The following is a 23,070-nucleotide window of genomic DNA, read 5'->3' as shown; positions in this document are numbered from 1 at the left end:
GATATGAGGTGCTTCGGGCGGCGCCGGTCATCAGGCGCGCCACCAGTTCTCGATGATCGAGAAACCGTTGTCCCGCAATGGCGGATGTGGTTGGGGCCCATGCGGCGAAGTGCGATCTGGTTCGGCGGGCGCGATGGAGACGGGAGAGAAGGGGTCTCTGCTCTCTGGGGGAGTGGCTGAGGAGGATGGATTGGCGGGCGTGTTTCTCGGCACCGTCGCCGCGTGCTGCGACGGGCGGCTGACGTCGTCGCCTCCGGGCCGAGAGGCTGGACTGGTCGGTAAGGCCGCGTCTGCAGGTGGTGTGGGCGGTGGTGCAGGGACCGAAGATATCGTGGGTGGCGGAGGCGTCGACGTCTTCGGAAGGGGTTCTGGTGGGGGTGTGGTGGATGTTGAGCACGCTGTGAGGGCGAGCGTCGCGGCAGCTAGGCCGCCACAGGTTTTCCTTGGTGTCACCTTGCCTTCGTACCGACGTCAAGATGACAGAGTGAGGACTTCGAAAGCGGTTCACTCGTCTGTGTAGCGTGTAGTTATCTTCGCCGTCCGGCCGAACTCAGGTCAATGTGGACTCGGCGATAGGCCTCGCGCGTGCTTCAATTCCGGGATCTAGTGTGTCACCGGCTGATCATGCTCTCTGCGTGACCACGGGGTGCGACAGGCCGGACCGTTACGCCGGTCGGGAGATGCGGCGGATGGGGCGGCTGGCCAAGCCGGTCGCCGCGCAGGCCAGAAGCACTGCGGAGCAAAGGATCGCTCCCGCTCGTGGGCCGAAGGCATTCGCGACCGAGCCGATGATGTTGTTGGTCGCTAGTAAGGTCACGCTCTGGATTACCGAGAGGATCGCTTGGACGCGAGCCAAGTGTGTGTCGGGGGCGGCGCTGAGCAGCAACGGGCTCAGGTGTCCGACGAACACGCCGCTGGCCGCGCCTGTCACCAGACCACCGGCGAGGGCTACCGGTATTGAGGGTGCGAAGCCGACGATCAGCTGTCCCACGGCTACCATGGCCAACGCGCACGTGGCGACCATCCCTGGGCGGGCGAGGATCCCCCGGCGGCTGATGATCAGGGCGGCCACGATCGTGCCGACGCTCTGGGCTCCGACGACGAACCCGGCCCCGGCCGAGCTCCATCCGTGGCTCCGGGCGAGCAATGGGATCAGCAGCGAGGTGAACGGTAAGACGAACCCCGCTGCGCCCGCGACCAGGAGCAGCACCGGTCCCAGCCCGGCGGTCTTGACCACAACCCGGATACCTTCTCCCACTTCGCGCAGGATGTGCTGGCGTTGCCCCGGCGACGGCGGGGTGAACCGCGGACGCACCATCATGAGCACGACTAGAACGACAGCGAAGGTCGTCGCGTCGATCCATGCTGCGGCGGAGAGTCCGGAGAAAGCGACCAACGCTCCGCCGATGGGCGGGCCGACCATGCCGACCAGTTGGGTACCGCTCTGGCGCAGCGCAACCGCGCGGGGAAGTAGCCCGGGTTCGACCAGCCGGCGCGGCATGGAGCCTGCGGAGGGCAGATAGAACGCGTCGTTCGTGCCGACCACTAGAGCCGCGATCACCAGCATCACCAGCGGAATCCCGGCCGCTCCCGACACGACTGCCAGCGCGACCGCGACGACGAGCATCACCGCGTCACCGACGATCATGACCTGTCGGGCGCCGAGCCGGTCACCGACCGCACCCCCGAACAGCAGCAGGAGTGTCCGGGGCAGCGCGACCGCCGATAGCACCCAGGCCGCCGCGAGCCCACCGTGGGCCGAGGCCGCCCAGCCGAGCGCGAAGTACAACGCCGCATCGCCGAGCTGCGACACCAGCGCGCCGCCGAGCCAGACGTGGAAGACCCGAGGAAGTGCGGTTTTCTCCACCTGGATGGACGCTGCGGTCATTAAAGGATTCTCCTCGCAGTGGTCACGGGCGATGGGCACTCGGGGCGTCGGAAGCCGCCTACAGCGCGCTCGACCTCAGCTGCGAGCGCTAAGAGTGACTGATCGTACCCGCGGCGTGCGGTCAGCAGGACTGCGGCCGGGGACTCGGGGAGGTCGGGCACCCAGACCGGAACGGCTACGCTCGGCCTGCCTTCGACGTTCGCCGGGATGGTGAACGGTGCGAACTCGGCTTGCGCGGCGAGCGCGGCCACGGGGTCGGGCCGACGCAGCTCACCGATCGCCAGTCGCGGGCGGGTGCAGACCGGGCCGAGCTCGACGTCGACCTGGCCGCTCGCGGATCGGTCCCGGGCTGCGCCCAGCCGGGCGAGCTCGTCGGATAACTCGGCGGGTGTGACGGCGGCGCCGAGCCGGCGCAACAGCGTGGTGACTTCGTGCAGGTCGTTCTCCCGCCCAGCCGGGACCGGCAGCCTGGCCACGTGCGCGGCCCACGCGGTGAAGTAGGAGGTGGCGACGTCGTCGCGGGCCTGGCAGCCGGTTTCGACGAGTTTGTGGCCAGCCCGCTCCAGTGCGTCCGCCGCGGTCCTCACCGCCACTCGGATCCGCGGATCCACCGACGCAAGGGCATCGTCAGAGCAGACCCCGACGCACCACCGAGTCGGCAGCGGACTCTCCGGGAGGTGACCGAGCGCTGCGGCGGCCACCCGAACGTCGGCGACGTTGCGGGCGAGGATGCCGTCCACCGACATCGCGCGCCAAGACAACGCGCCGTCCGGACCGCTGGGCTTGTAGCCCACGACACCGTTCAGTGCGGCGGGAATACGCACGCTGCCGCCCGAGTCCGTGCCGTGCGCCAGCGGCACGAGCTCCGCGGCGACCGCAGCGGCCGAGCCGCCACTCGAGCCACCAACGCCTGCTTCGTGGTCGTACGGGTTGCGCGGAGTCTCCGCGAGGCGGGGGTCCGGCTCTACGTAACAGAGGCACCCGAACTCCGAGGTCGCGGTCTTCCCGAGGCACACGGCGCCGGACATAGCCCAGGCCCGCGTGATCGCGGCGTCGTGGCCGGGCCGGTATCCGGCGTAGGCGAGGCTGCCGAACGTGGTCGGCAAGCACGCCGTCGCCGCGGTGTCCTTCACCGCCACCGGCAGCCCGGCCAGTGGCCCGACCGGTGCAATGGGATCGGTCCGGTCGCGCAAGGCGAAGAAGACGTGAAGGCTGCGGTTTTCGGCCGCCGCCCGGTCGAGGTAGTGCGCTTGGAGGTACTGCGAAGTGAGCTCACCGCGGCGAAGCATCGCGACCAGGTCCGCAACTGTTCGCCGGTGGAGTTCCGGGTGCCCGGTCATCGCCGGATCAGTGCCAGCGGCATCGAGGTGTAACCGCGCAGGAAGTTTGATGCCAGCCGGTGCGGTACGCCGCGTGGCTCGATGGTCACCCCCATCTCGGCTAGCGCCCGGACGAGAGCGCGCAGCTCCATCCGGGCCAGGAATGCGCCGAGGCAGAAGTGACTGCCCAGCCCAAAGGTCACGTGCCGGTTGGGGTGCCGCGAGAATCGCAGCCGGTCCGGCGCGTCGAAGACGTCCTCGTCGTGATTGGCCGAGCCAAGCCAGAGCGTGACGTACTCGCCCGCCGAGACGGTGACCGAGCCGATCCGCTGATCCCGCGTTGCGACGCGCAGGACGTGGTTAGCTGGTGACGAAAAGCGCAGCAGCTCCTCGGCGGCGTCATCGGGCCCGACTTGGCCCGCGCGTAGCAGATCCCATTGGTCCGGCGCGGTGAGCAGGGTGAGCGCGGTGGTGCTGGAGGCGTGTCTGGTGGTCTCGTTGCCACCGGAGATCAAGCCGTGGCAGTTCAGCACGGCGACCTCCTGGCTCATCGGAGTTCCCTCGACAGTGGCGTTCGCCAGTGCGGTGGCCACATCGTCAGCGGGCTCGCGCCGTTTGAGCGTCACTAGGTGGTCGCAGTAGTCGAACAGCTCGGCGTGGGCGGCGACCTGCGTCGCCGTAGGATCGCCGGTGGCGCCGCCGAACGCCGCCTGCGTCGTCTCCGTCACGTGGTCCCGGTCGGCGTCCGGAACTCCAATGAGCTCGCAGATGACGGTTGCGGGCAGCCGGGCGGCCACCTCCTCGACGAAGTCGATCGTCTCGCCGGTCGCCGCGCCGGCGACGAGCCGGTGGGCGACTGCCGTCGTCCGATCCTCCAGACGACGCAACATCTTCGGGGTGAACGCGGCGCCGATCGCCCGGCGGATCTCCGCGTGCCGCGGGTCGTCGGTAACGATCAGCATCCGGCCCGCCGCAGCTTCGGCCGCAGCCTCGGCCGCCGAGCGGTCCAACCCCAGCTGCATGCCCTTTTCAGAGGAGAATAAGGATCCGTTCCGGTAGACCGCGGCCACGTCTTCGTAGCGTGTCATCACCCAGTACCCCGGGTCTCCACCCGCCCGGAGCGGTTCACCCGCGCTGCGCAGGGTCCGCCAGATCCGCTCTGGCCGTTCCCCGGTGTACAAGAGCGGATCGGCCAGATCGATCTCGCTGGCCGCGGACAACCATTCGTCGGTGGTAGTCACGATCGGCCTCCGCCGGGCCGGATGCCCGCGACGTCATGGATGTTCGTCCCGCTCAGCAGCGGGTCCTGTCGGACCTGGACCGCGAACCCGGCGTTGGACAAGGTATGGCAGACCGCGTCGAGGACCCCGTCGGCGTCGTGAACCTCGAGGGCCACCTGGCGGACCAGCGGCCAGGTACTCGCGTCCAGCCCTGCCAGGACGTCGAGTTCGCTCTTCTCGACATCCACTTTGAGGAGGTCGACACGGGGCAGTCCGGCGGACCCGATCTCGTCGGCCAGCCGCACGATTCGGCACGGCACCGGCATTCCCTCGTGGTCGCCGGGCACGAGTGCGCAGGCGTCCTCGTCCGTGAGCCCACTGTTGCGCAGGTAGGTCCGGGTGATCGTGGCGTCGGCCACCGGATCAGCGCGCAGACTCGACATTGCCGCGACGCGCGGGTAGTAGGTCAGGACACCGTCACCGGCCGTCGCTCCGAGGGCGACCGGGCGGCACACCGCGTGGATGCCGTGCTGGGCGACGTTGCGCTGCAACGCTTCGAATGGCACCGGAGCCGGCTCGAAGCAGAGGAATCGCAGGTTCGGCCGCTCTAGGTGGAAGAACAAAGTGGACAGTCCGATATTTGCACCGGCGTCGACGACGAAATCTCCGTCGGCCAGGGTGAGCCCCCGGTCGAGCCAGCACCGGCGGTCGAAGATTTCGCGGTAAAGGGTGGCAACCTGGGCCTCGTCCACGCAGTGGCAGGCCAGACCGTTGGGCAGGGTGCACTGAGAGGTCGTCATCCGCGAGCCTCCAGCCAGGCGGCGAACTCGTTCACCGTCGGGTGCGCGAAGAAGACTGTGATCGGGATCGAGCCGCCGAACTCATCACGCAGCCGCGCGACGGTCCGAGCCGCGGTCAATGAGTGGCCGCCATAAGAGAAAAAGGTTCGGTCGTAGTCGTCGACCGGTACCGCGAGAATCGAGCTCCACGCCGCGGCGAGCCGGGCCCGGACGTCGCCGCCCAGTGTCGGTGCGGGAGCCAGGGTGTCGGCGAGCATCCGGGCCAACGCGGGCCGGTCCAGTTTCCCGTTGGCGGTCCTGGGTAGCTTGCGGACGGCTGCGACGTGAGCTGGCCGCATTTCCGGCAGCAGACGGTTGTCGCAGGTGCGGTCGATCTCCGCCGCCAGGGTCGGTGGCAGCCCCTCCTCCTCTGTGACGACGCCGACACGGATCTCCGGGCCGTCGTCGCCGGTGTGCAGCACGGCGCCGGCCTCCAGCACGTCCGGACAGCTGGTAACGACCGCAGCGATTTCACCGAGCTCGATCCGGATGCCGGCGATCTTCGCCTGGGCATCGCGGCGGCCGACGTAGCGGAGCAGGCCGTCGGCACCGAGCCGGGCGAGGTCGCCGGTCCGGTAGAGGCGGGAGCCGTCCGCGGCGAAGGGATTTGCAACGTAGTTTCGCGCGGTCAGGCCAGGACGCCCGTGATAGCCGCGAGTGACGCCAGGTCCGGCGACGCAGAGCTCCCCGATCGCACCCCGGGGAACCGGCCGCAGCCATTCGTCGGTCAAGTAGACCAGTGTTCCGGGCGCGGGGCGGCCGACGCTCGCCGGGTCCTCGCCCGCGGCGCTGTCGGCCCAGCTCGCGCAGACGGTGGTCTCGGTCGGGCCGTAGGCGTTGAGCAAACGGTGACCGGACCACTGTCTGGCCGCTACGGCGGGCAGCGCCTCTCCCGCAGCCACGATCGTCCATGGCGCGGTCGCGGGATCCAGGGCGGCCAACATAGTCGGAGTCAGCGTGACGCTGCTTTCGGCGCCGATGACGTCTGCCACGCCGCTGGCCGGGAATACCACCGGGTGGCCAGAGGCCCAGGGCAACAGGGTTGCCCAGAGCCAGCCGTCGAAGCCGGCCCCGAGCGGGTTCCACCCCGCGACTGGCGCCTGCACGGCGGCGACAGTGCTGAGCAGATAGGCGAGGTTGGCGTAGGTCGCCGCGACCCCTTTCGGGCGGCCGTCGGTACCCGAGGTGTAGACGAGGTACGCGAGCTCTTCGCCGTGGGGCGAAATCTCCGTGGCGTCAGAGGGTTCCGCGGGTTCGAGTGGCTCGGTGAATACCACTCGGGGCTTTGCGTCGTCGAGCACGGCCGCGCGGCGCTCGGGCGGATGGCGGTGGTCAAGCAGCACTGCCGCCGCTCCTCGCCGCCAAGTCGCCAGCAGAGCGGCGGCTTGATGAGCGGGGTCGGGCAGTGCGAGCCCGACCCGGTCGCCGGGGGCGATCCTGGCGGCGTAAGCGGTCGTGATGGTGTCGAAGTGCTTCCGAGACATCGGGACATCGCCGCTGACGACCACTGGGTCGTCGTCGGCGAAACCGGCGAGGTCGAGCAGCCGGCCCAGGGCATCGGGGACCAGGTCGCCGGGACGGGCGGGCACCGGACGGGTAGTAGTTGGCGCGGTGCCGGTCAGGTGGGCGACGAAGGTGTCTCGCACCGACTGGGCGGTCGATTCGGTATAGCGGTCGGTTCGGTAAAGCAGCGCCCCGGTCAAGCGGTCTCCGGCTTCGCGCAGGGTGACCACGAAGTCCCAGCGCAGCGCAATCATGGGAAGTTCAACCCGGGTGACTGCGCCACACCGGATCGCTGGTGCTGTCTCGGGCCTGTTGACGACCAGAGCGGTGCGGACGATTCCGAAACCGCCGTCGCCGGCACTGCCCGCGGCGATCCGGTCGAACGGCACCTCGGCCCGGCTGAGCGCGGCCCGCAGCTCAGCGCCGACGGCTGCGATGATGTCGGTCTGGTCGACACCGCGCAGTCGTACCCGGATCGGCAGGAGGTTGACCAGGGGACCGACAAGGTGACGCGCGCGCACCGTTTCCCGGTTCAAGTAGGGCGTCGCCGCAACGACATCGGTCTGCCCGCTGAAGGTGCCAATCGTGGTCAGGTGGGCGGCAAGCAGGACGGTCAGGGGCGTCGTCCGCAGGCGGCGTGCGGTCTCCCGGACCGCGGCGGTCGCTTCCGGGGCCAAATCTAGGGCCACGCTGCCGGCGGAGAACTCCTGCGGGCCGGAGTGATCAGGTATGACCGTCGCCGGACCTGTTCCGGCCAGCCGGTCCTCCCACCAGCTCACCGCGGCCGGGTCAACCTCTTCGTCCGTCTGGTCGGCGTACTGCGGGTGCACTCCGGCGGGCGCGCCATCCAGGATCGACCACAGCTGGCGCTCGACCAGCCCGACCGCGTGGCCATCGACAAGACCGTGGTGCATCCGCAGGAGCAGACCGTGCCCATCCTGGCCGGGGTAGACGACAGCCTGGAACCACGCCAACCGCTCGGTCAGAGGGGCCGCTCGGCTCCGTTCGACCGCCTCCAGCAGTGCGGAGCGGCCCCCGTCCAGGGGAACGACCTCGATCTCGCAGTCTTCGTGAATCTCCTGCACGGCACCGCCCTCGGCCGTCACCAGGAGGCGGGCGCGCAGCATGTCCCGGGACCGGACGACTTCGGCGACCGCCCGGACGAGCGCTGCCGTGTCCAGGCCGCCATCGATCCAATGCGTCCGCGATATCTCGTCGGCCACGCTGGCTTTCAGCCGCAGCTGTGCCAGGGCGCGACGCTGGGCCGCGCTGGCCGGCCGCTGCTGGGCGGTCGGGCTCGGGGTCAGGTCACTGGCCATGGCTGATCAACTCCTCGACGAGCTCGACAGCAGCCGGCATGGGCCGCTCGATGTACTCCCGGCAGCCAGGGAAGGAGATCTGCCGCACCGGCCCGGCCAAGTACTGGTCCCACTCCTGCGCGCGGCTGCGGTCCAGCGTGGTGTCGGCTTCCCCCCGCCATACGTCGCTGGCTACCGCCAGCCGTGGCCAGGTGCAGCGGTACCCGGCCGCAGCGCGGACGGCCGAGCGATGGGCGGCCAGGATGGCCGCGATGAATTCGGGCTCGGTGAACTCGGCGGGCAGACTGCCCCGTTCTCGCAGCCGCTGCGCGAGTTCGTCGTCTGTGGCTGACAGGATCGCCGCGGCCGCCCGGGACTGGGCCGAGTCCGGATCGGCCAGCCCCGCCGGGGTGCGGCTGCTGGAAAGCACGAGGTGCGCAGGAGCCCGGCCGACCGGCATCAGTCGGGCGGCGGTTTCGAGCGCGAGGTAGCTGCCAGAGCAGTGGCCCGCGAGGACCCACTGATCCGGCACGAGCTCTGCCAATTCTGCAGCGAGCCGGCCGGCCAGCGCACCGGAGTCATCCTCGGGCTTTTCGAACAATCGCGAGCCGCGACCCGGTAACTGCGCGACAACGAAATCCGCGTTGCTGAGCTGGTCGATCCAGCCGGCGAACACCTCGGGACCGCGGGTATACGGCGGCACAGCGACCATGAGCGGCCGGCCGGGGTCGGCCCGGCGTTCGAGCCCCGCGAACCAGCGCGGGTCCCCGGTGGTCATGTCCGGCTCCGCAGCAGCTCGACGTGAGCCGCGAGGTCACGCAGCACTGGGAAGGTGAAGATGCTGGAGATCGGCAGGGTCACGCTCATCTCCTTGCGCACCCGCGCGATGACGCGGATGGCCAACAGCGAGTGTCCGCCAAGGGAGAAGAAGTCGTCGTCTTCGCCGACCTCAGCGGTCCGCAGCACCTCGCGCCACGCTTCGGCGATAACCTGGGCTGCGCCGCGCGGTCCCGGTTCAGCTGGCACCGGCCGCTCAGCGGACACCAGACGTCCGGTGGCTTCTTGCAGCGCGGCACGGTCGACCTTTCCCTGCGGTCCCAGCGGGATCGTGGCCACCCTGTGCAGCCGGCGCGGCACCAGGTAGCCCGGTACTCGGGCGGCCAGCCAGTCCGGCAAGCTGTCGAGGATCGGTTGCGGGCAGACGGCGAAGAGCGTCAGCTGCGGGTCCGGACCAGGGTCGGCGAGCACCGCACAGGCGGTCACACCGCTGTGGCCGAGTACCACGACCTCGAGCTCGTGCGGCTCGACACGGTGGCCGTTGATCTTGACCTGGTCGTCGATCCGGCCAAGGAATTCCAGGAGGCCGTCTGGACGGATCCGGACGCGGTCGCCGGTGGCGTACATCCGGCTGCCGTCGGCGGCGACTGGGTCGGCCACGAACGTCCGCGCCGTCATGCCCGGCGCGTCCAGGTATCCGCGGCCGACGCCATCGCCGGCGAGGCACAGCTGCCCGGGGCTGCCGGCTGGCACTGGGCGCCACCACTCGTCCAGCACGTAGGCGCACACGCCTGGCAGCGGCAGCCCGATTGTGGGCTCTTCCGACATCGCCAGCGGGCAGACCGAAGCGTCCACTGTGGTCTCGGTGGGGCCGTACATGTTCCAGCAGACCAGTAACCCCTCCTCTGTCGCGGCCCGCAACCGTGTCCAGAGCGGCGCCGGGAGGGCTTCGCCGCCAACGAGGAGTCGCAGCGACCGCCCGGCCCGGCACAGTTCGCCGACGAGCGGGTCGAGGATGGCATCGAGATGTCGGGGACTGATGTCCAACTCGGCGACGTCGTGTCGGATGACGTGTCCGACGAGTTCGGCTGGGTCCAGCCGGGCCTGTTCGTCCAGGATGACGACCGGGCAGCCAGCGAAGACCCGGACCCACTGCTGGACGGAAGCGTCGAAGCCGAGGCTGGCGTTGAGCGCTAAGCGCCGTGATGGGTCGGCGAAGCCGAGAGCGTCGAGGCTGGCCAGCAGTCGCAGGAGGTTCCGGTCCTCGACCCCCACGCACTTCGGCGTCCCGGTACTGCCCGAGGTACACACGACGTAGGCGAGGCTGCCGTCCGGGCGGTCCGTCCACGCGATCGAATCCTCATCATCGTCCGCAGTGGACGACACAGGCATCTCGTCCGGACCGCCGGGTGCTGAGCTCAGGGTTATCACCGCACCGGAGCGCCGGACAAGCTCGGCTCGCCGTCCGGCGGGATGTCCTGCGTCCAGTAACACAGGGGTCGCCCCGCAGCGCAGTACGGCGAGCAGAGCGACGAAGAAGTCGCGGTTGCGGGCGCAGCTCAGCGCCACCCGCTGGCCGGGGGACAACCCGCGACCGCGCAACCGCCGCGCGAGTGCGGCGGTTGCGCGGTCGAGGCCCGCGAAGGTCAGCTCGCCGGCACGGTCGATCACCGCCACTCTGCCACCGTGACGCTCGACCGCCCGCCGCCAGAGCGTGGCCAACGCCTCTGGCATCGTGCCAGGCTCTGGCTCAACCAGCACGGACACCGGCCCGCCGGTCATCGGCTGGGTAGCGAGTGGTCGGTCCGGTGCGGCCGCGGCCGTGCGAACGAGCGTCGCGACGTCGGCCATCAGCTCGGCAACTTGGGCGCGGGTCAATCGGTCCTTGGCGTAGGAGACCTCGAATCGCAGCCCGCCCGAGGGCAGCCGTCGGTAGTCCACCGCCAGGCGGTAGCGCGCGACGTCCAGCCTCAGGTCGTGGTGGACAACCTCGATCCCGGACAGTTCAAGCCGTGGCGTCTGCTCCTCGGTCAACGTGACATCGAGCAGCGCGCCGAAACCGCCTTCGGGCCGCGGAAGCCGGTCGACGATCCGGTCGAGCGGGACAGTGGAGTGCTCGAGAACGGCGGTCACCGCGTCTGTGGCCGCCGCGCACAGCTGGCGGGGAGCCATCCGCTCGTCGACCCGCAGCCGCACCGGCAGCAGATTGACGAAGAAGCCGATCAGCCGCTCTTGGTCCGACCGTCGGCCCGAAAACGGGACACCGAGCACGAGATCCGTTTGTCCCGTGCGGCGGCCGAGGACCACTGCCAGCAGCGCGAACAGGGCCGAATAGAGGCTGCCGCCGGACGCGCGTGCGAGCCGGTCGAGTCCTGTCGTGTCGGCCGCTGAGAGTTCCAGGTCGAACCACTGCCCCGAGAACGCCGGTGGCCGCCGGGGCGAACGCTCTCCCGGCAGACCCGCGGGCGCCATCGCGCCGGTCGTCGTGCGCTGCCAGAAGTCAAGGACATTGGGCGGCACCGGACCTTCGCCCGCCGAGGACATCAGCAGTTCGGGTAGGTCGTCGCCCCGGTGGGCCGCGGCGATCTCGTCGAGCATGACCTGCATCGAAAGGCCGTCGGTGGCGACGTGGTGGACGTTGACCAGCAGCCGGTGCTCGCGCTCGCCGATCCGGTATAGCCGCACCCGTAGGGGAACGTCCCGCGCCAGGTCGAAGGGGGTCGTGACCTCGTCCGCGATCAGCGCATCCGCCTCGTCTGCGTCGCTGGGCTCGACGAGCGCGAAGCAGGCGGTGGCGGCTGGGTGAATGTGTTGTTCGAGCGTCTCGTCGTGCAGGGCGAACGTGGTGCGCAACGGCGCGTGACGCGCCACGACCTGGGCGATCGCGTCGGCCAGGCGCGCAGGGTCGCACGGGCCGTGCAGCTCGAAAAGGTACGGGAAGGAGAATTCGATGCCGCGCGGGCATTGCTGGTCCACCAGCCACAGCCGCTGTTGGGCGGCCGTGGCTGGTTCCCGTTCGACGAAGCCCCCGATCACGCGCTGGCTCCTGTAACCGCGGCGCGCAGCCGGAATCGCGCCGGATCGAGGCCGGGCAGCCCGCGGACGTAGTCCTCAAAGGACCGCGTCGCTGCGGCGTGCACGTCCGCGGATGAGGACTCGGTGCGCATCACCGCCTGGGACCGGCGCAGGCATTCGGCGAGCGCGGGCACGGTCAATCCCTTGCCCCGCAGGTACGGGATGGACCAGAAGTCGAAGTCGTACAACGGCAGCCACGTGGTCGCCTCTACCTCGTCGAACAGTGCGTCGCAGTGCGCCGCGGCTTCCTCGGAGGTCATCGTCTCGTGGCGCCAGTTGTAGGCTCGGCCTTCGATCCCGAACTGCTCTCGTTGCCGGTAGATCGGTGACCGGGGGTTGGCCCACCAGCTTTGCGCCCGCCAGAACGTCGGGCGGGTCTCCTCCAGGAAGTCGCGCGTTCGGCGGACGGATTTGTCGGTTTCTCCGGGGAAGCCGACAATGATCGAGGCGAAGGTGAGGATGTCGCGCTGGTTCAGCTCGCGGAGGCCGGCCCTGTACTGGTCGTCCTGTGCGAGCTTCTTCATGTTGGCGAGCACGGTCGGGTCTGCGGATTCGATACCGAGGAACACTCCGGCACAACCGCTGGCCGCGGCCAGGTCGAACACGCTCTCGTCGCGCGTGGATGCGCAGCGTAGGTAGGAGTACCAGGACAGGCCGAGGTCTTCTTCGAGCATCATCCGGCAGAGCTGCGCGAACCGCTTTGGCGGGACGTTGAAGGTGTCGTCAACGAACACGACGTTCCGCACACCCAGCTCAGCCAGTTGCCGCAGCTCATGGCGGACGGTGTCGACCCCGGCCAGCGTCAGTGCACCGGCGCGCGAGGGGTAGTCGCAGAACGTGCAGCGGAACGCGCAGCTGCGTGCGGTCCGGAGCTGGACAGTCGTGCCGAGGCGGACGTCGCGGAACCCACTCCAGTTGATGGCGCATTCGTCGAGGTTGTTCGCCTCTGGGGCGCGCGAGGTCAGGCTCCACGTGCCGCGGGAGTCCTTGCGCAGGAACAGGTTCGGGACTGAGTCGAGTGCGCAACCGGCGGTGGCAGCGGCGCAGATGTCCGCCAGCGCGGCCTCGCCCTGCGACTCCCAGACGTAGGCGTCGGCACCCATGATGTCGAACAGGTCGTTCAGGTCCTCGTCGGCTACGTTCAGCAGCACGCGATCCTGGGCGAGGTTGTCGACCAGCGGCCCACCGACGACGATCAGGCTGTGCGGGCTCAGCTCGCGGACCAGCTCCACGATCGGCAGCACTGGTGAGGCACTGACGTAGAAGGTCGTGGTGATCGCCACGACCCGTGGCTTCGTCGCGAGTGCGGCCACCAGTTCATCGTGCTGGCCGGTGACGGAGAAGACGGCTTCGGCACCGAATCCGTGTCGGCGCAGGTAGCTGGTGAGGTACAGGCACGCCAGGTTGAGCACCTCGGACGGGTGGTAGCGATCCGGGCGTCCGGTCACCCCGGCGCGAAGCATGCTGAATGCCTCGAGCCACGGCATGTCCCGTCCGTCGACCCGGAGCCGCTCGCGCGAATAGATCTGCCGCTCCGGCGATCCGGGCCGGGTCCGCTCGCAGACCGCGCGGTACTCCTCGAAGCTGCCTTCGTTGTACCCGACGACGAGGCAGTCGAGGCGCGTCATCGGGCAGTCACCGCAGGAACGGTGGCGCAGTCGGCCAAGGCGACTTGCTCACCCATCGCCACGACGATGTCCCGGCGGCCGGTGAAGGCGTCCCGGCCGTGCGAGGACAGCAGGTTGTCCACCAGCAGCAGGTCACCCTGGCGCCACGGCCGCCGCCGGGTCGCTGTCTCGTAGGCGGCGTTGATCTGTGCCACGTCGTCGGCCCTTAGCTCGGACCCATCGCCGTAGGCGGTCGCGAAGGGTAGCCCGTCGTGGCCGAATTCCTCGATGAGCACCTCACGGATCTCCTCTTCGAGCGTCCACTCGCTCCAGAACGCGGCGTGGTTGAACCACGCTCGCTGCCCGGTGCCGGGATGGCGGATCACGCCTGGGCGAACCTGAGCGGTACGCAGTGTGCCTTCGGTCCACGTGCAGTCGATGGCGTTCGCCACGCAATACTCCTCGACATCGGACTTGCGGTCAGTGCCGAACGCGCTCGGCCAGGGCAGGCCGACGGACTCGTGGTACGTGCGTGCCAGCCGCCAGCCTGACTCGGCCATCCGGTCCCTGATGTGCGCGGGCAGTGCGCCGAGCACGGACCGGACGTCGGCGACCGTGGTCGCACCGCCGGTCTCGGGCGGAGTCAGGCAGCCGAAGAGAAGCTTGCCGGGGAACGTCAGGGTGTAGCTGTTTTCGTTGTGCTGCCGGATGTCCTGGCTCGGCGGGAGGTCGGTCGAGGAATACACGCCGGCGCCGAAGTCCGTGCGCGGGGTCGCCTTCTCCCGATAGTGGGCGGGGCTGTCGAACAGCGCGTCGCGCACGGCTGCGAACCCGCGCCGGTCGGTGATCCCGCTGCCCGCGAAGTACAGGGCGCCGTGTTCGGCAAGCGCGGCGTCGATCCGGGCTCGGTTCTCCCGTATCCAGCCGAGGGGCCGGTCGGTCGTGAAGCTTGCGAGGGTCGTGAGGTCGAGGGTGGGCGGGGCGACGCCGTCGGCGTTCACAGGCAGGGATTCGGACATGGTCACCTTCAGGTTGTCGCTGTCACCGGGTACTGGCTGGCCGCATGTCGGTCCAGACTCGGTCGACGAACGCGACGCAGTCGTCCTCCGTGCCCGTGAAGTCTGCAGACCTCCAGCCGCCGGGTACGGGTAGAACGGCGGGAAACAGCGAATACTGCTCTTCGGCGTTAACCAGTACCCTGAAGGTCCGCTCGTCGGACTCGTCGCTCACGCGTCCCCCTCCTTCTCATCAATCACGCTCGCCAGTGCTCGCATGCTTCGTAGCTGGAAGATCTGCCGGACCGAGAGACCCAGCCGGACGGCCAGCCGCATGGCGGCCAGCGAGCCGCCGCCGGCGTCGAAGAAGTCGTCCGGCAGCCCGGCCTCGGGCCGGTCAAGCAGGTCGGCGCAGACCTCGCGCACGGTGGTCAAGGACAGTGGAGCAGCCGCTTCGTCCGGCGAGTCCGCCGTGGTGCCCGGAGCCCGTCGGGCCAGTTCGGTGAGAGACTCCTTCGGGTCTGCCGCCAGCGCTTGCAGGAAGCCTCGGACCCTGTTCAGCAGGTGCTCGACGTTCTCGGCGGAGTACGCCTCGGGCGAGCGGCAGGCGCGCAGCGCGTGGCCGGTCGTGGTGCGGGTCAGGTACACCGCCAGGTCCCGTTGGCACCACGGGCTTTCCAGCTCAAGCCGGCGGCAGGCGATGCCCGGCAGTGCCAAGCCTGGCCCGAGCGCGGTGTTCGAGGTCAGCGTCAGCGGGACCATTGGCCCGGTGGCGGCCCGCAGCACGGACGGTGCGACGTCTTCGAACGGCACCTCGTGGTACTCCAGCACTCGTCCGATCGCCGCGCTCGTGGCGGCAACGGCGTCGGCGACGGTCCACTCCGGCTCCGTGCGCAACCGCACCGGCAGCGTGTTGACGAACGGGCCGACGACGGCCTCAAAACCCGGCGGGCGGACGGAAACGGTGGTCCCGACGAGCGTGTCGCTGCTTTCCTGCAGGGCCGACACTCCGAAGTGCATTGCCGTCATTAGCACGGCGAAGGGCGAGGCGCCCAACTTCGCACCCGCCTTCTCGGCAGCCGTGTACTCCGCGGAACAGTCTGCCGACGTCCAGTCACCGTGGTAGGCGCGCTTGACCGGTGCCCGATCCGGGGCTGGTGGGCGCACCCCGGCCAACTCGGCGTCCCAGAAGTTGGCGGCCCTGGCCGGATCGCCAGGGCTGTCCAGTTGCCAGAACTGGTGCGGCTCAGCAGGTTCGACGGTGTTCCCGGCGTAATGGGTGGCGATGTCCCGCTCCAGCACTGACATCGACGCGGCATCGTTGACCGCGTGGTGGATGTGCAGCAGCAGCAGGTGCTCGCGGTCGGCCAGGACAAGCAACTCGGCCCGGAACACCGGCCCCGCCGCGAGGTCGAGTGGCTCCGGCAGCCGGTCAGCAGCGACCTCCGCAGGGGGACGGCGCACTTCCGAGCGCCGCAGATCCGTCCGTGCGTAGTCCAGGTCTGCCCGATCCGCGACGATCTGCCACAGATGCTCGCTCCGGATCTCGAACCGGGTGCGCAGAGCGTCGTGGCGGTCCACGGCGGCTTGCAGCGCGGCGACGAGCGCGTCCTCGTCGAGCGGTCCGCGCAGGTGGTAGGCGTGCGTGACGGTGTAGCCGTTACGCCCCTCGGAAAGCGAATCGGTCAGCCACAGCCCGCGCTGAGCCGTCGTCGCCAGCGCTGCCGCTCGCGCCGTTGGAGGCGCGGGACGCGTGTCTGCAACCGATTCGGCGTACTGCCGCATCGCCTGGAAGTCAGCTTTCACCGGAGTTCCCCCTCCCCAAGGGTCGCCGGGCACCGAAGATGCCCGGGTCTAGCACGCCGATGCGAAATCAGTTCCGGCCAGCGAAGAGACTACGAATTCAGCAGACCGGGATCATCCTGACCTCATAATCGGGATCGCCGATGTCCGTCGTGACGAATCCCTGTTAGTCGAAGCATCTATATTTCGCTCGGCTTTTGGAACTTAGCAGTGCGCTGAATGTTAGGTCAAGGATTCACGAGAGTGCCACCGGGCGTCGAGTTTTTCTTACACGCCAAGGTTTCATGCTACGAGCAGAGGGACTTCCAGCTCTTCAGCGAGCGACTAGCCCAGCTGAGTGAAGATCGCAATCCTTCTTGTGGCTGCGCTCGGCTTGACTTAACGTCGGTCTCTAAATGGGCATCCGACATCCTCGCGTCTGCCCTATCGGCATGCAATGATGCGTTATCAGGGGGAGGATTCTTGAATCATCACGACGTGGCTGGCCGAGCTCAAGGCTGGCCGATAAGTAACCATGACAGTGTCTGATTTGGAACACTCGGGCCCGTTTGTCGGAATTCTCGAGTGACTGTCTTGATGCTGCCCCATGCCGCGGACACTGCTCAGGTTTACAGGCCTCTTGACGTGCCAGCGGGTGACCGCCTGTGACTACAGGAACGTTTCCGGACCCGCTGACCTGGACACTGGCCGCTACGAGCCACCGGGCATCGCCGGCCCAGCGGCGCATCTGGTTCGAAGACGAGTTCTTCCGCGAAATGAACAAGGGCCGCCCCGGTTATGTATCTCCCAGAGCCGTGCGGCTGACAGGCGAGTTGGATGTGCAGGCCTTGAATGCGGCGTTGGAGACGGTCGTGACCCGGCACGAAGTGCTCCGCAGCCGGTTTGAGGTGGCAGGTGGCGAGCTCTGGCAGATGGTCGGCGCGCAGTCACTGCCGGTACTTGCTCCTGAGCTGGTCCCGGGTCGGACCACGGTTGGCCGGGAAGCCGCTTTGCTCGGCTTGGTACGCGACGAGGTTCGCCGTCCGGTCGAGCTGTCGGCCGGACCGCTGCTGCGGGCTCGTCTGTTTTCGCTCGGCGAAGCCGGGCACGTGCTTCTGCTGGTGGTCCACCACATCGCCACCGACCGCTGGTCCGGGAACCTGTTGTGGGACGAGCTGGCGGAGGTATACCAGGCGGTGCGCGCAAGCCGGGCGCCCGCTCTGCCTGCCCTGCCCGTCCAGTACTCGGACTATGCGCGGGGGCAACACGAGCGTTGGAAAAGCGGTGGGTTCGCGGGCGACCTGGTCTACTGGGAACGCCACCTCGATAGCGCGCCCCCCGTTCTGGAGCTGCCTGCCGATCGCCCGCGGCCTGCCGTGCGTTCGTTCCGAGGCGCCTCGGTGGCGTTCGAAGTGCCTGTGCCGGTCAGTGCAGCCATGACGACGCTCGCCCGCGCCGAAGGAGCCACGCGTTTCATGGTGTTCCTTGCCGCCTACCAGGTTGTCCTGGCCCGCTGGGCCGCGCGGCCGGACGTCGTTGTGGGGTGTCCGCTGCCGAACCGGACCCGGCCGGAGACCGAATCGTTGATCGGACTCTTCACCAATTTGCTCCCGTTGCGTCAGGTGGTGGACGAGCAGGACACCTTCCGCGCCGTGTTTAGCCGGACTGCGGACGTGGTGTTCGATGCCTACGAACATCAGGAGCTTTCGTTTGACCGTCTGGTCCAGCACCTGGCCCCGGCACGTACCGCCGCGCACGCGCCGCTGGTCCAGGTCACCCTGCTGTATCAGGAATGCACCGGTCGGCCATTGCTGGGCGAGCCGCTCGAATTCGGCTTCGACGAGGTGAGCCACTACGATCTCAGCGTCTCGGTCGACGACACGTCGGACGAGCTCCGCGGGCGGATCCACTACGCCACCGACCTGTTCGACGCGGCGACCATCCGGCGGTTCGCTGATCGTCTCGTCACAGCATTGGCCGCGGTCGCCACCGATCCCGACCGCCCGCTCGCCGAGGTGCCCGCGCTCGGCGAGCGAGAAGGTCAGACTGTGGTCGCCTGGTCAACCGGTCCCACCCCGACCGAAACGCCGGCATCTGTGGTGGACAGGATTCTGGCAAGCGCTCGCGCCACGCCAGCGGCGGTCGCGGTGTCGGACTCAGACCGCGAGATGACCTACCGGGACCTCGACCGCCAGTCCGCCCGGCTAGCCGGGCTGCTAGCCGCACACGGTGTCCGGCCCGATGACCGGGTCGGAGTCTGCCTGCCCCGCAGCGCGGACCTCTTGGCTGCGCTGCTCGGTGTGTGGCGCGCAGGCGCGGTGTACGTCCCGCTGGACCCGACCTACCCGACCGACCGGCTCGGGTTCGTCGTCGCCGACGCCCGGCTTCGTCTGGTCGTTGGGCGCCGTCCCATGCCTGAGGTGTTCCAGGCCGTGGAGTTCGTCGGCTTCGGCGACCCTGAGGACTACCCCGCGCTCGATCGGCCCTCGGGCGAAAGCTCTGCCTACGTCATCCACACCTCCGGTTCGACCGGCCGACCGAAGGGCGTCGAGGTTACCCACGCCGCCCTCGCCAACCTGGTCGCGGCCTACGTCGACACCTACACCGTCACCGCGGACGACACGTCGAGCATGATGACCAGCCCGTGCTTCGATGCGAGCCTCGTGGAAAGCCTGCCCGTACTCTCATGTGGTGGCCGCGTGGTCGTTGTGCCGGATGAAGTCCGCGCCGATACCAGCCGGCTCTGGGACATCCTGGCCGAGCAACGGGTCACCCTCTCACTGATGATCACCCCACTGCTGACCGCGGCCGCCTCGACAGCGCCGGTGTCCCATCCCAGCCTGCGCTGCCTACAGACCGGCGGCGACTCGTTGGTCACGGTCCCCGCAAGACTGCCATGCCGTCTGTCCAATATGTATGGACCGACCGAGGGAACCATCGTCAGCACCACGGGGGACGTCGAACCTGGCGGTGTACCGCACATCGGCAGGCCACTGCCCGGCACCGCCGCCTACGTCCTGGACCACTGGCTGCGGCCGGTTCCGATCGGCACCCAAGGTGAACTCTTTCTTGCCGGTTCCGGGGTGGCTCGCGGCTACCTCGGCCGACCAGGCCCGACGGCGGCCCGATTCGTCCCGGACCCGTTCGCTGCTGACGGCTCGCGCATGTACCGCACCGGGGACCGGGCACAGTGGCGGCCCGACGGCACCCTGGCCTTCCTTGGGCGCGTTGACCGGCAGGTCAAGCTTCGGGGGTACCGGATTGAGCCGGGCGAGGTCGAATCCGTGCTGCGCGGGCACCCGGCAGTCGAGGACGCTGTGGTCGAGTTGCGGCCGGACGCACCGGGCGGTCCGGCACTGATCGCGTACCTCGTCGCCGCGGAGCCGGTCGAGGTCCCGCGGCTACGTGAAGCCCTCGCTGCCCGTCTGCCCCCGTTCATGGTGCCGACGGCGTTCGTCCCGATGGCAAAACTGCCGTTGACAGTCAACGGGAAGCTCGACCGTGACGCGTTGCCACCGCCGTCGGCGGAAGCGCCACGGGAGGCCAGGCCGGACACCGGGCTCATCGGACTCGTCGCCCGAGCCTGGCGCACCGCGCTCGCCATATCGGAGTTCGCAGCCCACGAGGATTTCTTCGCCCTCGGCGGGCACTCGCTGCTGGCCAGTGCGGTGTGCGCGGACCTCGGCGAGCAGTTGGGCTGCAGACTGTCGATGGTCACCCTCTTCGAGTTCCCAGTCTTCGAAGATTTCGCCGCGGAGGTCAGTCGGCTCAGCGGCGCGACGGACTCGGCGCCTCCCGGAAGGGAACCAGGATGAGACCTGACTCCGCACCACGGAGCACCGCGGTCCTCGGTGCCCGCAACGTCAACCTCGCCCTTCGGTTGGGGGTGCCGGTCTGGGTGGCGCCGCTCGTCGCACCAGCGGTGGACCTATCGATCCTGGGGCTCCTGCTCGGCACCCGGCACCTTGCACTCACCGGCGCCTCCGCCGACGTGTTGCGACCGGCGCGCCGGCTCCTGATCTTCGCGAGCGTGGTCACGTTTGCGTTGAACGTGGCGGACCCGCTCGTTGCCGGCGAGTACGGCAAAGCAGCATTCGACGCCGTCGGACCACTTCTCTTGATCGGCTGGGCCGAGGTTGGACCAGGCTTTTGCAGGCGATCGGCGCTACCCAGCCGCCAGGAACGGCCGCCGTTGCCGACAGCTTCGCTGCCGTCGAGCGTCAAAGCATCGAAGCCGAGGAACGGGTGGATGCTCCGGTTCCATCTGAGGGTGAGTGTAAGGATCTGAGCCTGTCAAAGCTCGATCAACGGGCATCTCGCGGCCGTCCGCTGGAGGTGCTTCTCGACCAGGCGCGGCAGGAGGACAAGGCTCATCGGGCGGCCCACCAGAAGCCGATATCGGCTGACACGCTGCGTGTTCGGGCTCGGGATTGGCGCCACGCCTGCTCGACGACTCGTCAAGATCGTTCGCGCAGAGTTCGAAACGAATGGTGCTCCCGATCAAGGAACCGAACAGCACACACGCGAAGTCCAGAACGCCGACGCGGCCTTGGCCGCGTGACGTGGGCTGCCACCGTGCATCGCTGTGTGCGGCCGGACCTGCCGCCACCAGCTTGACTGGCTGGAAACGAACCCGGCACTACTTCATGTCCGACGGTCTGGTCCGGCTGCCAGGAACGCCTACGGTGACGATGTGCCTCGGGACCGAGTCGCCGGGCACGTCGAACACCGTGTGACCGATGAGCGCGCTTAGGTGTGGCGGCGCCCCAGTGGGATCGAATGCCTTGTGGCGCAGCGAGACCAGGAATCCGATTCGGATATCCGTGGTCTGATATGTGACCGCCTGCTTGAGGTACGCCTGCTTGTCGCTCAAGGGCTGCTTCATCGAATCGAACTTCATCTCGATGCAGATGCTGAATCCGCTGAACTTGAGTCGCAGATCGATCCGCCCGCCGCCGACGTGCTGGACCTCGTACTCCGTGATCGCGCCGTGGCTGCCAGACTTCAAGTAGTCAAGGAGATCCTTGTGGATGTCGTCCTCGACGGCTTTCGGGTCAAACAGGTACGGGTACAGGTCCGATTGGGCATTGGTCCGTGAGCTGACGAATTGGATGATCAGCCGGAGGACGTCGTTGACTGCATCCTTCGGCTCTCCGGCGTAATCGGGGCTGGCTTCCAAGCAGGTTTGGATCGTGGCGTACACCTCCGCCTCGACCAGGTTGAGGCTATGCCTGCCGATGGTGGCGTCGCTGACCACCTTGGCCAGTTCGGCGAGGGCCTCGGGCGACAGTTTCTCGGTGAGTTCGATCGCTGCCGCGGATCCGGGTAGGACCAGCTGGTTGAGTGGCTGCGGCAGCGACGCGGTCGCCGTGCCGCTACCGCCTTTTCCCGGCCCTGCACCGGCCAATGCTTGCGCCTTCGCCGCTTGAAGAACCGCCTGCGCGGCGGCGAGTTTCTCGGCGACCTCGCGTGCGCGGTCACCCACCGCGGTCGCGGCTTCCTGCTCCAAGGCGTGGGTGTGATCTTCAAGGTTGCTCAGCAGGCCCGCGGTCCTGGCGAACCCCGATTCGATGACCGGCTGGACGAGCCTGAGCAGGCCGTTGATGTCCTCCTCGTGGGAGACCACCGCGGTGGAGCGCGAGCCCATGTAGATCTGGAGCAGGTCGTCGACGACGACCTCAGCCTTGTAGAAGCTGTCCCGTTTGAACTCCTCCCGGAGCCTGCCCAGGTCGTCAGCCAACTGAGTCCACGCCAGCAGTGCTGCTCGCTTCGGATCCCCGTACCAGTGGTTCAGGCCCATGGCCGTCACATTGATCCGGCGAACCCGCTCAACCAGGTCGGCCAATGCGTGTGGTTCGAGCCGAGAGGTCGACAGGGCATCCACATCCGGCCTCGGCGAGGACTCGTCGAGCAGTGCGCACAGCACTTCGACCACGGTCAAGAGGATGCTGGCGTCTTCACGTTCGTAGGTGTCCCAGGCGACCTGCAAGTACCCCGCGGACGCTTCGAGGTTGCGCAGCATGAGCGGCAGGTCCGCGGCGCGGAGTGCGCTGACCAGCTCGATTCCCGCCAGCACCCACGCGGCATCAGAGGCGACGTCCTCGGGGGCGGCGCCTGGACGCGACCGGCCGGCCGGCGGGTCGATCCCAGCGACGAGGCGTACAACGCCAGCGAGGCTCGCGGCGTGCGGCCAGTGATCGACTGCGACGCCGACGGCGCGGACAACCGCGGTGCCGAGCGGCTTGGGCATCGGCGCGTCGAAGCGCTCCAGAAGAGCCAGCAACGCGAATGGCGATCCGATCCCGCACAGGGCAAGCCGGGTGCGAGCCTCCAGCACGCCTGCCGCTCGCAGGGCGGCACGGCTGTCCGGATCCGGCGAGTCGAGGAATTCCTGGACAGCGTCTTCCAGGGCCTTAGCCAGAACCGCGCCGACCTCGTTCAGCGCAGGTCCGCTGGTAAGCAGAGTCTCCAGACTGTCGGAGAGGATGGCCGGGTTCATGGTGGAGGTGACTGCGGTCGACACGCGGCGCATGGCTTCCGGGTAGCTGCCGGTTCGGCCGCCGGAGTTCGCAGCCTCGTTCGCGACCAGGTTAACCAGCGGCGGAAGGACCGGGCTGTCGGCGAGATCAGCGGCCTCCCGAGCCAGCCGCTCCCAACCGCCGAGCGTGGCGAAAGCGTCCTCGGACGGCGGTCGTCCCGAGCTTGCCGAAAGCAGCGCAGTGAGGTCCCCCTCCAGCTCAACGGCCGCACCGCCGCTCATGGCTTTC

At 68.5% G+C, this 23,070-nt stretch carries 13 protein-coding genes and 1 pseudogene; 2 read left to right on the top strand and 12 right to left on the bottom strand.

The window, feature by feature from the left end:
- Positions 1–664: 664 nt before the first annotated feature.
- The 11 genes from BMY97_RS25360 to BMY97_RS25310 are packed head-to-tail and all read right to left on the bottom strand — an operon-like array spanning position 665 to position 16,327.
- Positions 665–1,888 (bottom strand): MFS transporter, encoded by a 1,224-nt coding sequence (locus tag BMY97_RS25360; protein WP_091620707.1) that lies wholly within the window; start codon positions 1,886–1,888, stop codon positions 665–667.
- Positions 1,888–3,228 carry an amidase gene (locus tag BMY97_RS25355; RefSeq protein WP_091620704.1) on the bottom strand — a complete coding sequence of 447 codons (1,341 nt, stop codon included), beginning with the start codon at positions 3,226–3,228 and terminating at the stop codon, positions 1,888–1,890. Before BMY97_RS25355 ends, BMY97_RS25360 begins: the two co-directional genes overlap by 1 nt.
- The gene (locus BMY97_RS25350; RefSeq protein WP_091620701.1) at positions 3,225–4,448 is read right to left on the bottom strand and encodes a cytochrome P450; all 1,224 of its coding nucleotides are present in this window, start codon (positions 4,446–4,448) and stop codon (positions 3,225–3,227) included. Before BMY97_RS25350 ends, BMY97_RS25355 begins: the two co-directional genes overlap by 4 nt.
- Positions 4,445–5,227, bottom strand: a complete 783-nt coding sequence (locus tag BMY97_RS25345; RefSeq protein WP_091620699.1) for an FkbM family methyltransferase — start codon at positions 5,225–5,227, stop codon at positions 4,445–4,447. Before BMY97_RS25345 ends, BMY97_RS25350 begins: the two co-directional genes overlap by 4 nt.
- The gene (locus BMY97_RS25340; protein WP_091620696.1) at positions 5,224–8,088 is read right to left on the bottom strand and encodes an AMP-binding protein; all 2,865 of its coding nucleotides are present in this window, start codon (positions 8,086–8,088) and stop codon (positions 5,224–5,226) included. Before BMY97_RS25340 ends, BMY97_RS25345 begins: the two co-directional genes overlap by 4 nt.
- Entirely contained in the window at positions 8,078–8,845 is a 768-nt protein-coding gene (locus BMY97_RS25335; protein ID WP_091620693.1) for a thioesterase II family protein, read from the bottom strand. Before BMY97_RS25335 ends, BMY97_RS25340 begins: the two co-directional genes overlap by 11 nt.
- Positions 8,842–11,880, bottom strand: a complete 3,039-nt coding sequence (locus tag BMY97_RS25330; RefSeq protein WP_091620690.1) for a non-ribosomal peptide synthetase — start codon at positions 11,878–11,880, stop codon at positions 8,842–8,844. The genes BMY97_RS25335 and BMY97_RS25330 overlap by 4 nt, the downstream gene beginning before the upstream one ends.
- Complete coding sequence (locus tag BMY97_RS25325) at positions 11,877–13,547, bottom strand: PhpK family radical SAM P-methyltransferase (RefSeq protein WP_091620687.1); 1,671 nt, start codon at positions 13,545–13,547, stop codon at positions 11,877–11,879. Before BMY97_RS25325 ends, BMY97_RS25330 begins: the two co-directional genes overlap by 4 nt.
- Entirely contained in the window at positions 13,544–14,545 is a 1,002-nt protein-coding gene (locus tag BMY97_RS25320) for a TauD/TfdA family dioxygenase (protein ID WP_091620685.1), read from the bottom strand. The genes BMY97_RS25325 and BMY97_RS25320 overlap by 4 nt, the downstream gene beginning before the upstream one ends.
- 22 nt (positions 14,546–14,567) lie before the next feature.
- Entirely contained in the window at positions 14,568–14,756 is a 189-nt protein-coding gene (locus BMY97_RS25315; RefSeq protein WP_091620683.1) for an MbtH family protein, read from the bottom strand.
- The gene (locus tag BMY97_RS25310) at positions 14,753–16,327 is read right to left on the bottom strand and encodes a condensation domain-containing protein (protein ID WP_091620680.1); all 1,575 of its coding nucleotides are present in this window, start codon (positions 16,325–16,327) and stop codon (positions 14,753–14,755) included. Before BMY97_RS25310 ends, BMY97_RS25315 begins: the two co-directional genes overlap by 4 nt.
- Before the next feature lie 641 nt (positions 16,328–16,968).
- Between BMY97_RS25310 and BMY97_RS25305 the strand changes: the two genes are divergently transcribed.
- Both BMY97_RS25305 and BMY97_RS49615 read left to right on the top strand, forming a co-directional pair.
- A complete protein-coding gene (locus BMY97_RS25305) occupies positions 16,969–20,118 on the top strand; it encodes a non-ribosomal peptide synthetase (protein ID WP_091620677.1) in 3,150 nt (1,049 codons plus the stop codon).
- Positions 20,115–20,864, top strand: a pseudogene (locus BMY97_RS49615) (hypothetical protein). Before BMY97_RS25305 ends, BMY97_RS49615 begins: the two are co-directional and overlap by 4 nt.
- Before the next feature lie 78 nt (positions 20,865–20,942).
- Here BMY97_RS49615 and BMY97_RS25295 read toward each other — a convergent pair.
- Positions 20,943–23,063 carry a hypothetical protein gene (locus BMY97_RS25295; protein ID WP_091620675.1) on the bottom strand — a complete coding sequence of 707 codons (2,121 nt, stop codon included), beginning with the start codon at positions 23,061–23,063 and terminating at the stop codon, positions 20,943–20,945.
- Positions 23,064–23,070 lie beyond the last annotated feature (7 nt).

Source organism: Amycolatopsis saalfeldensis (assembly GCF_900110575.1).
GTDB lineage: Bacteria > Actinomycetota > Actinomycetes > Mycobacteriales > Pseudonocardiaceae > Amycolatopsis > Amycolatopsis saalfeldensis.
Note: the sequence above shows the minus strand (reverse complement) of the source record. Positions and strands in the feature narration are given on the sequence as shown.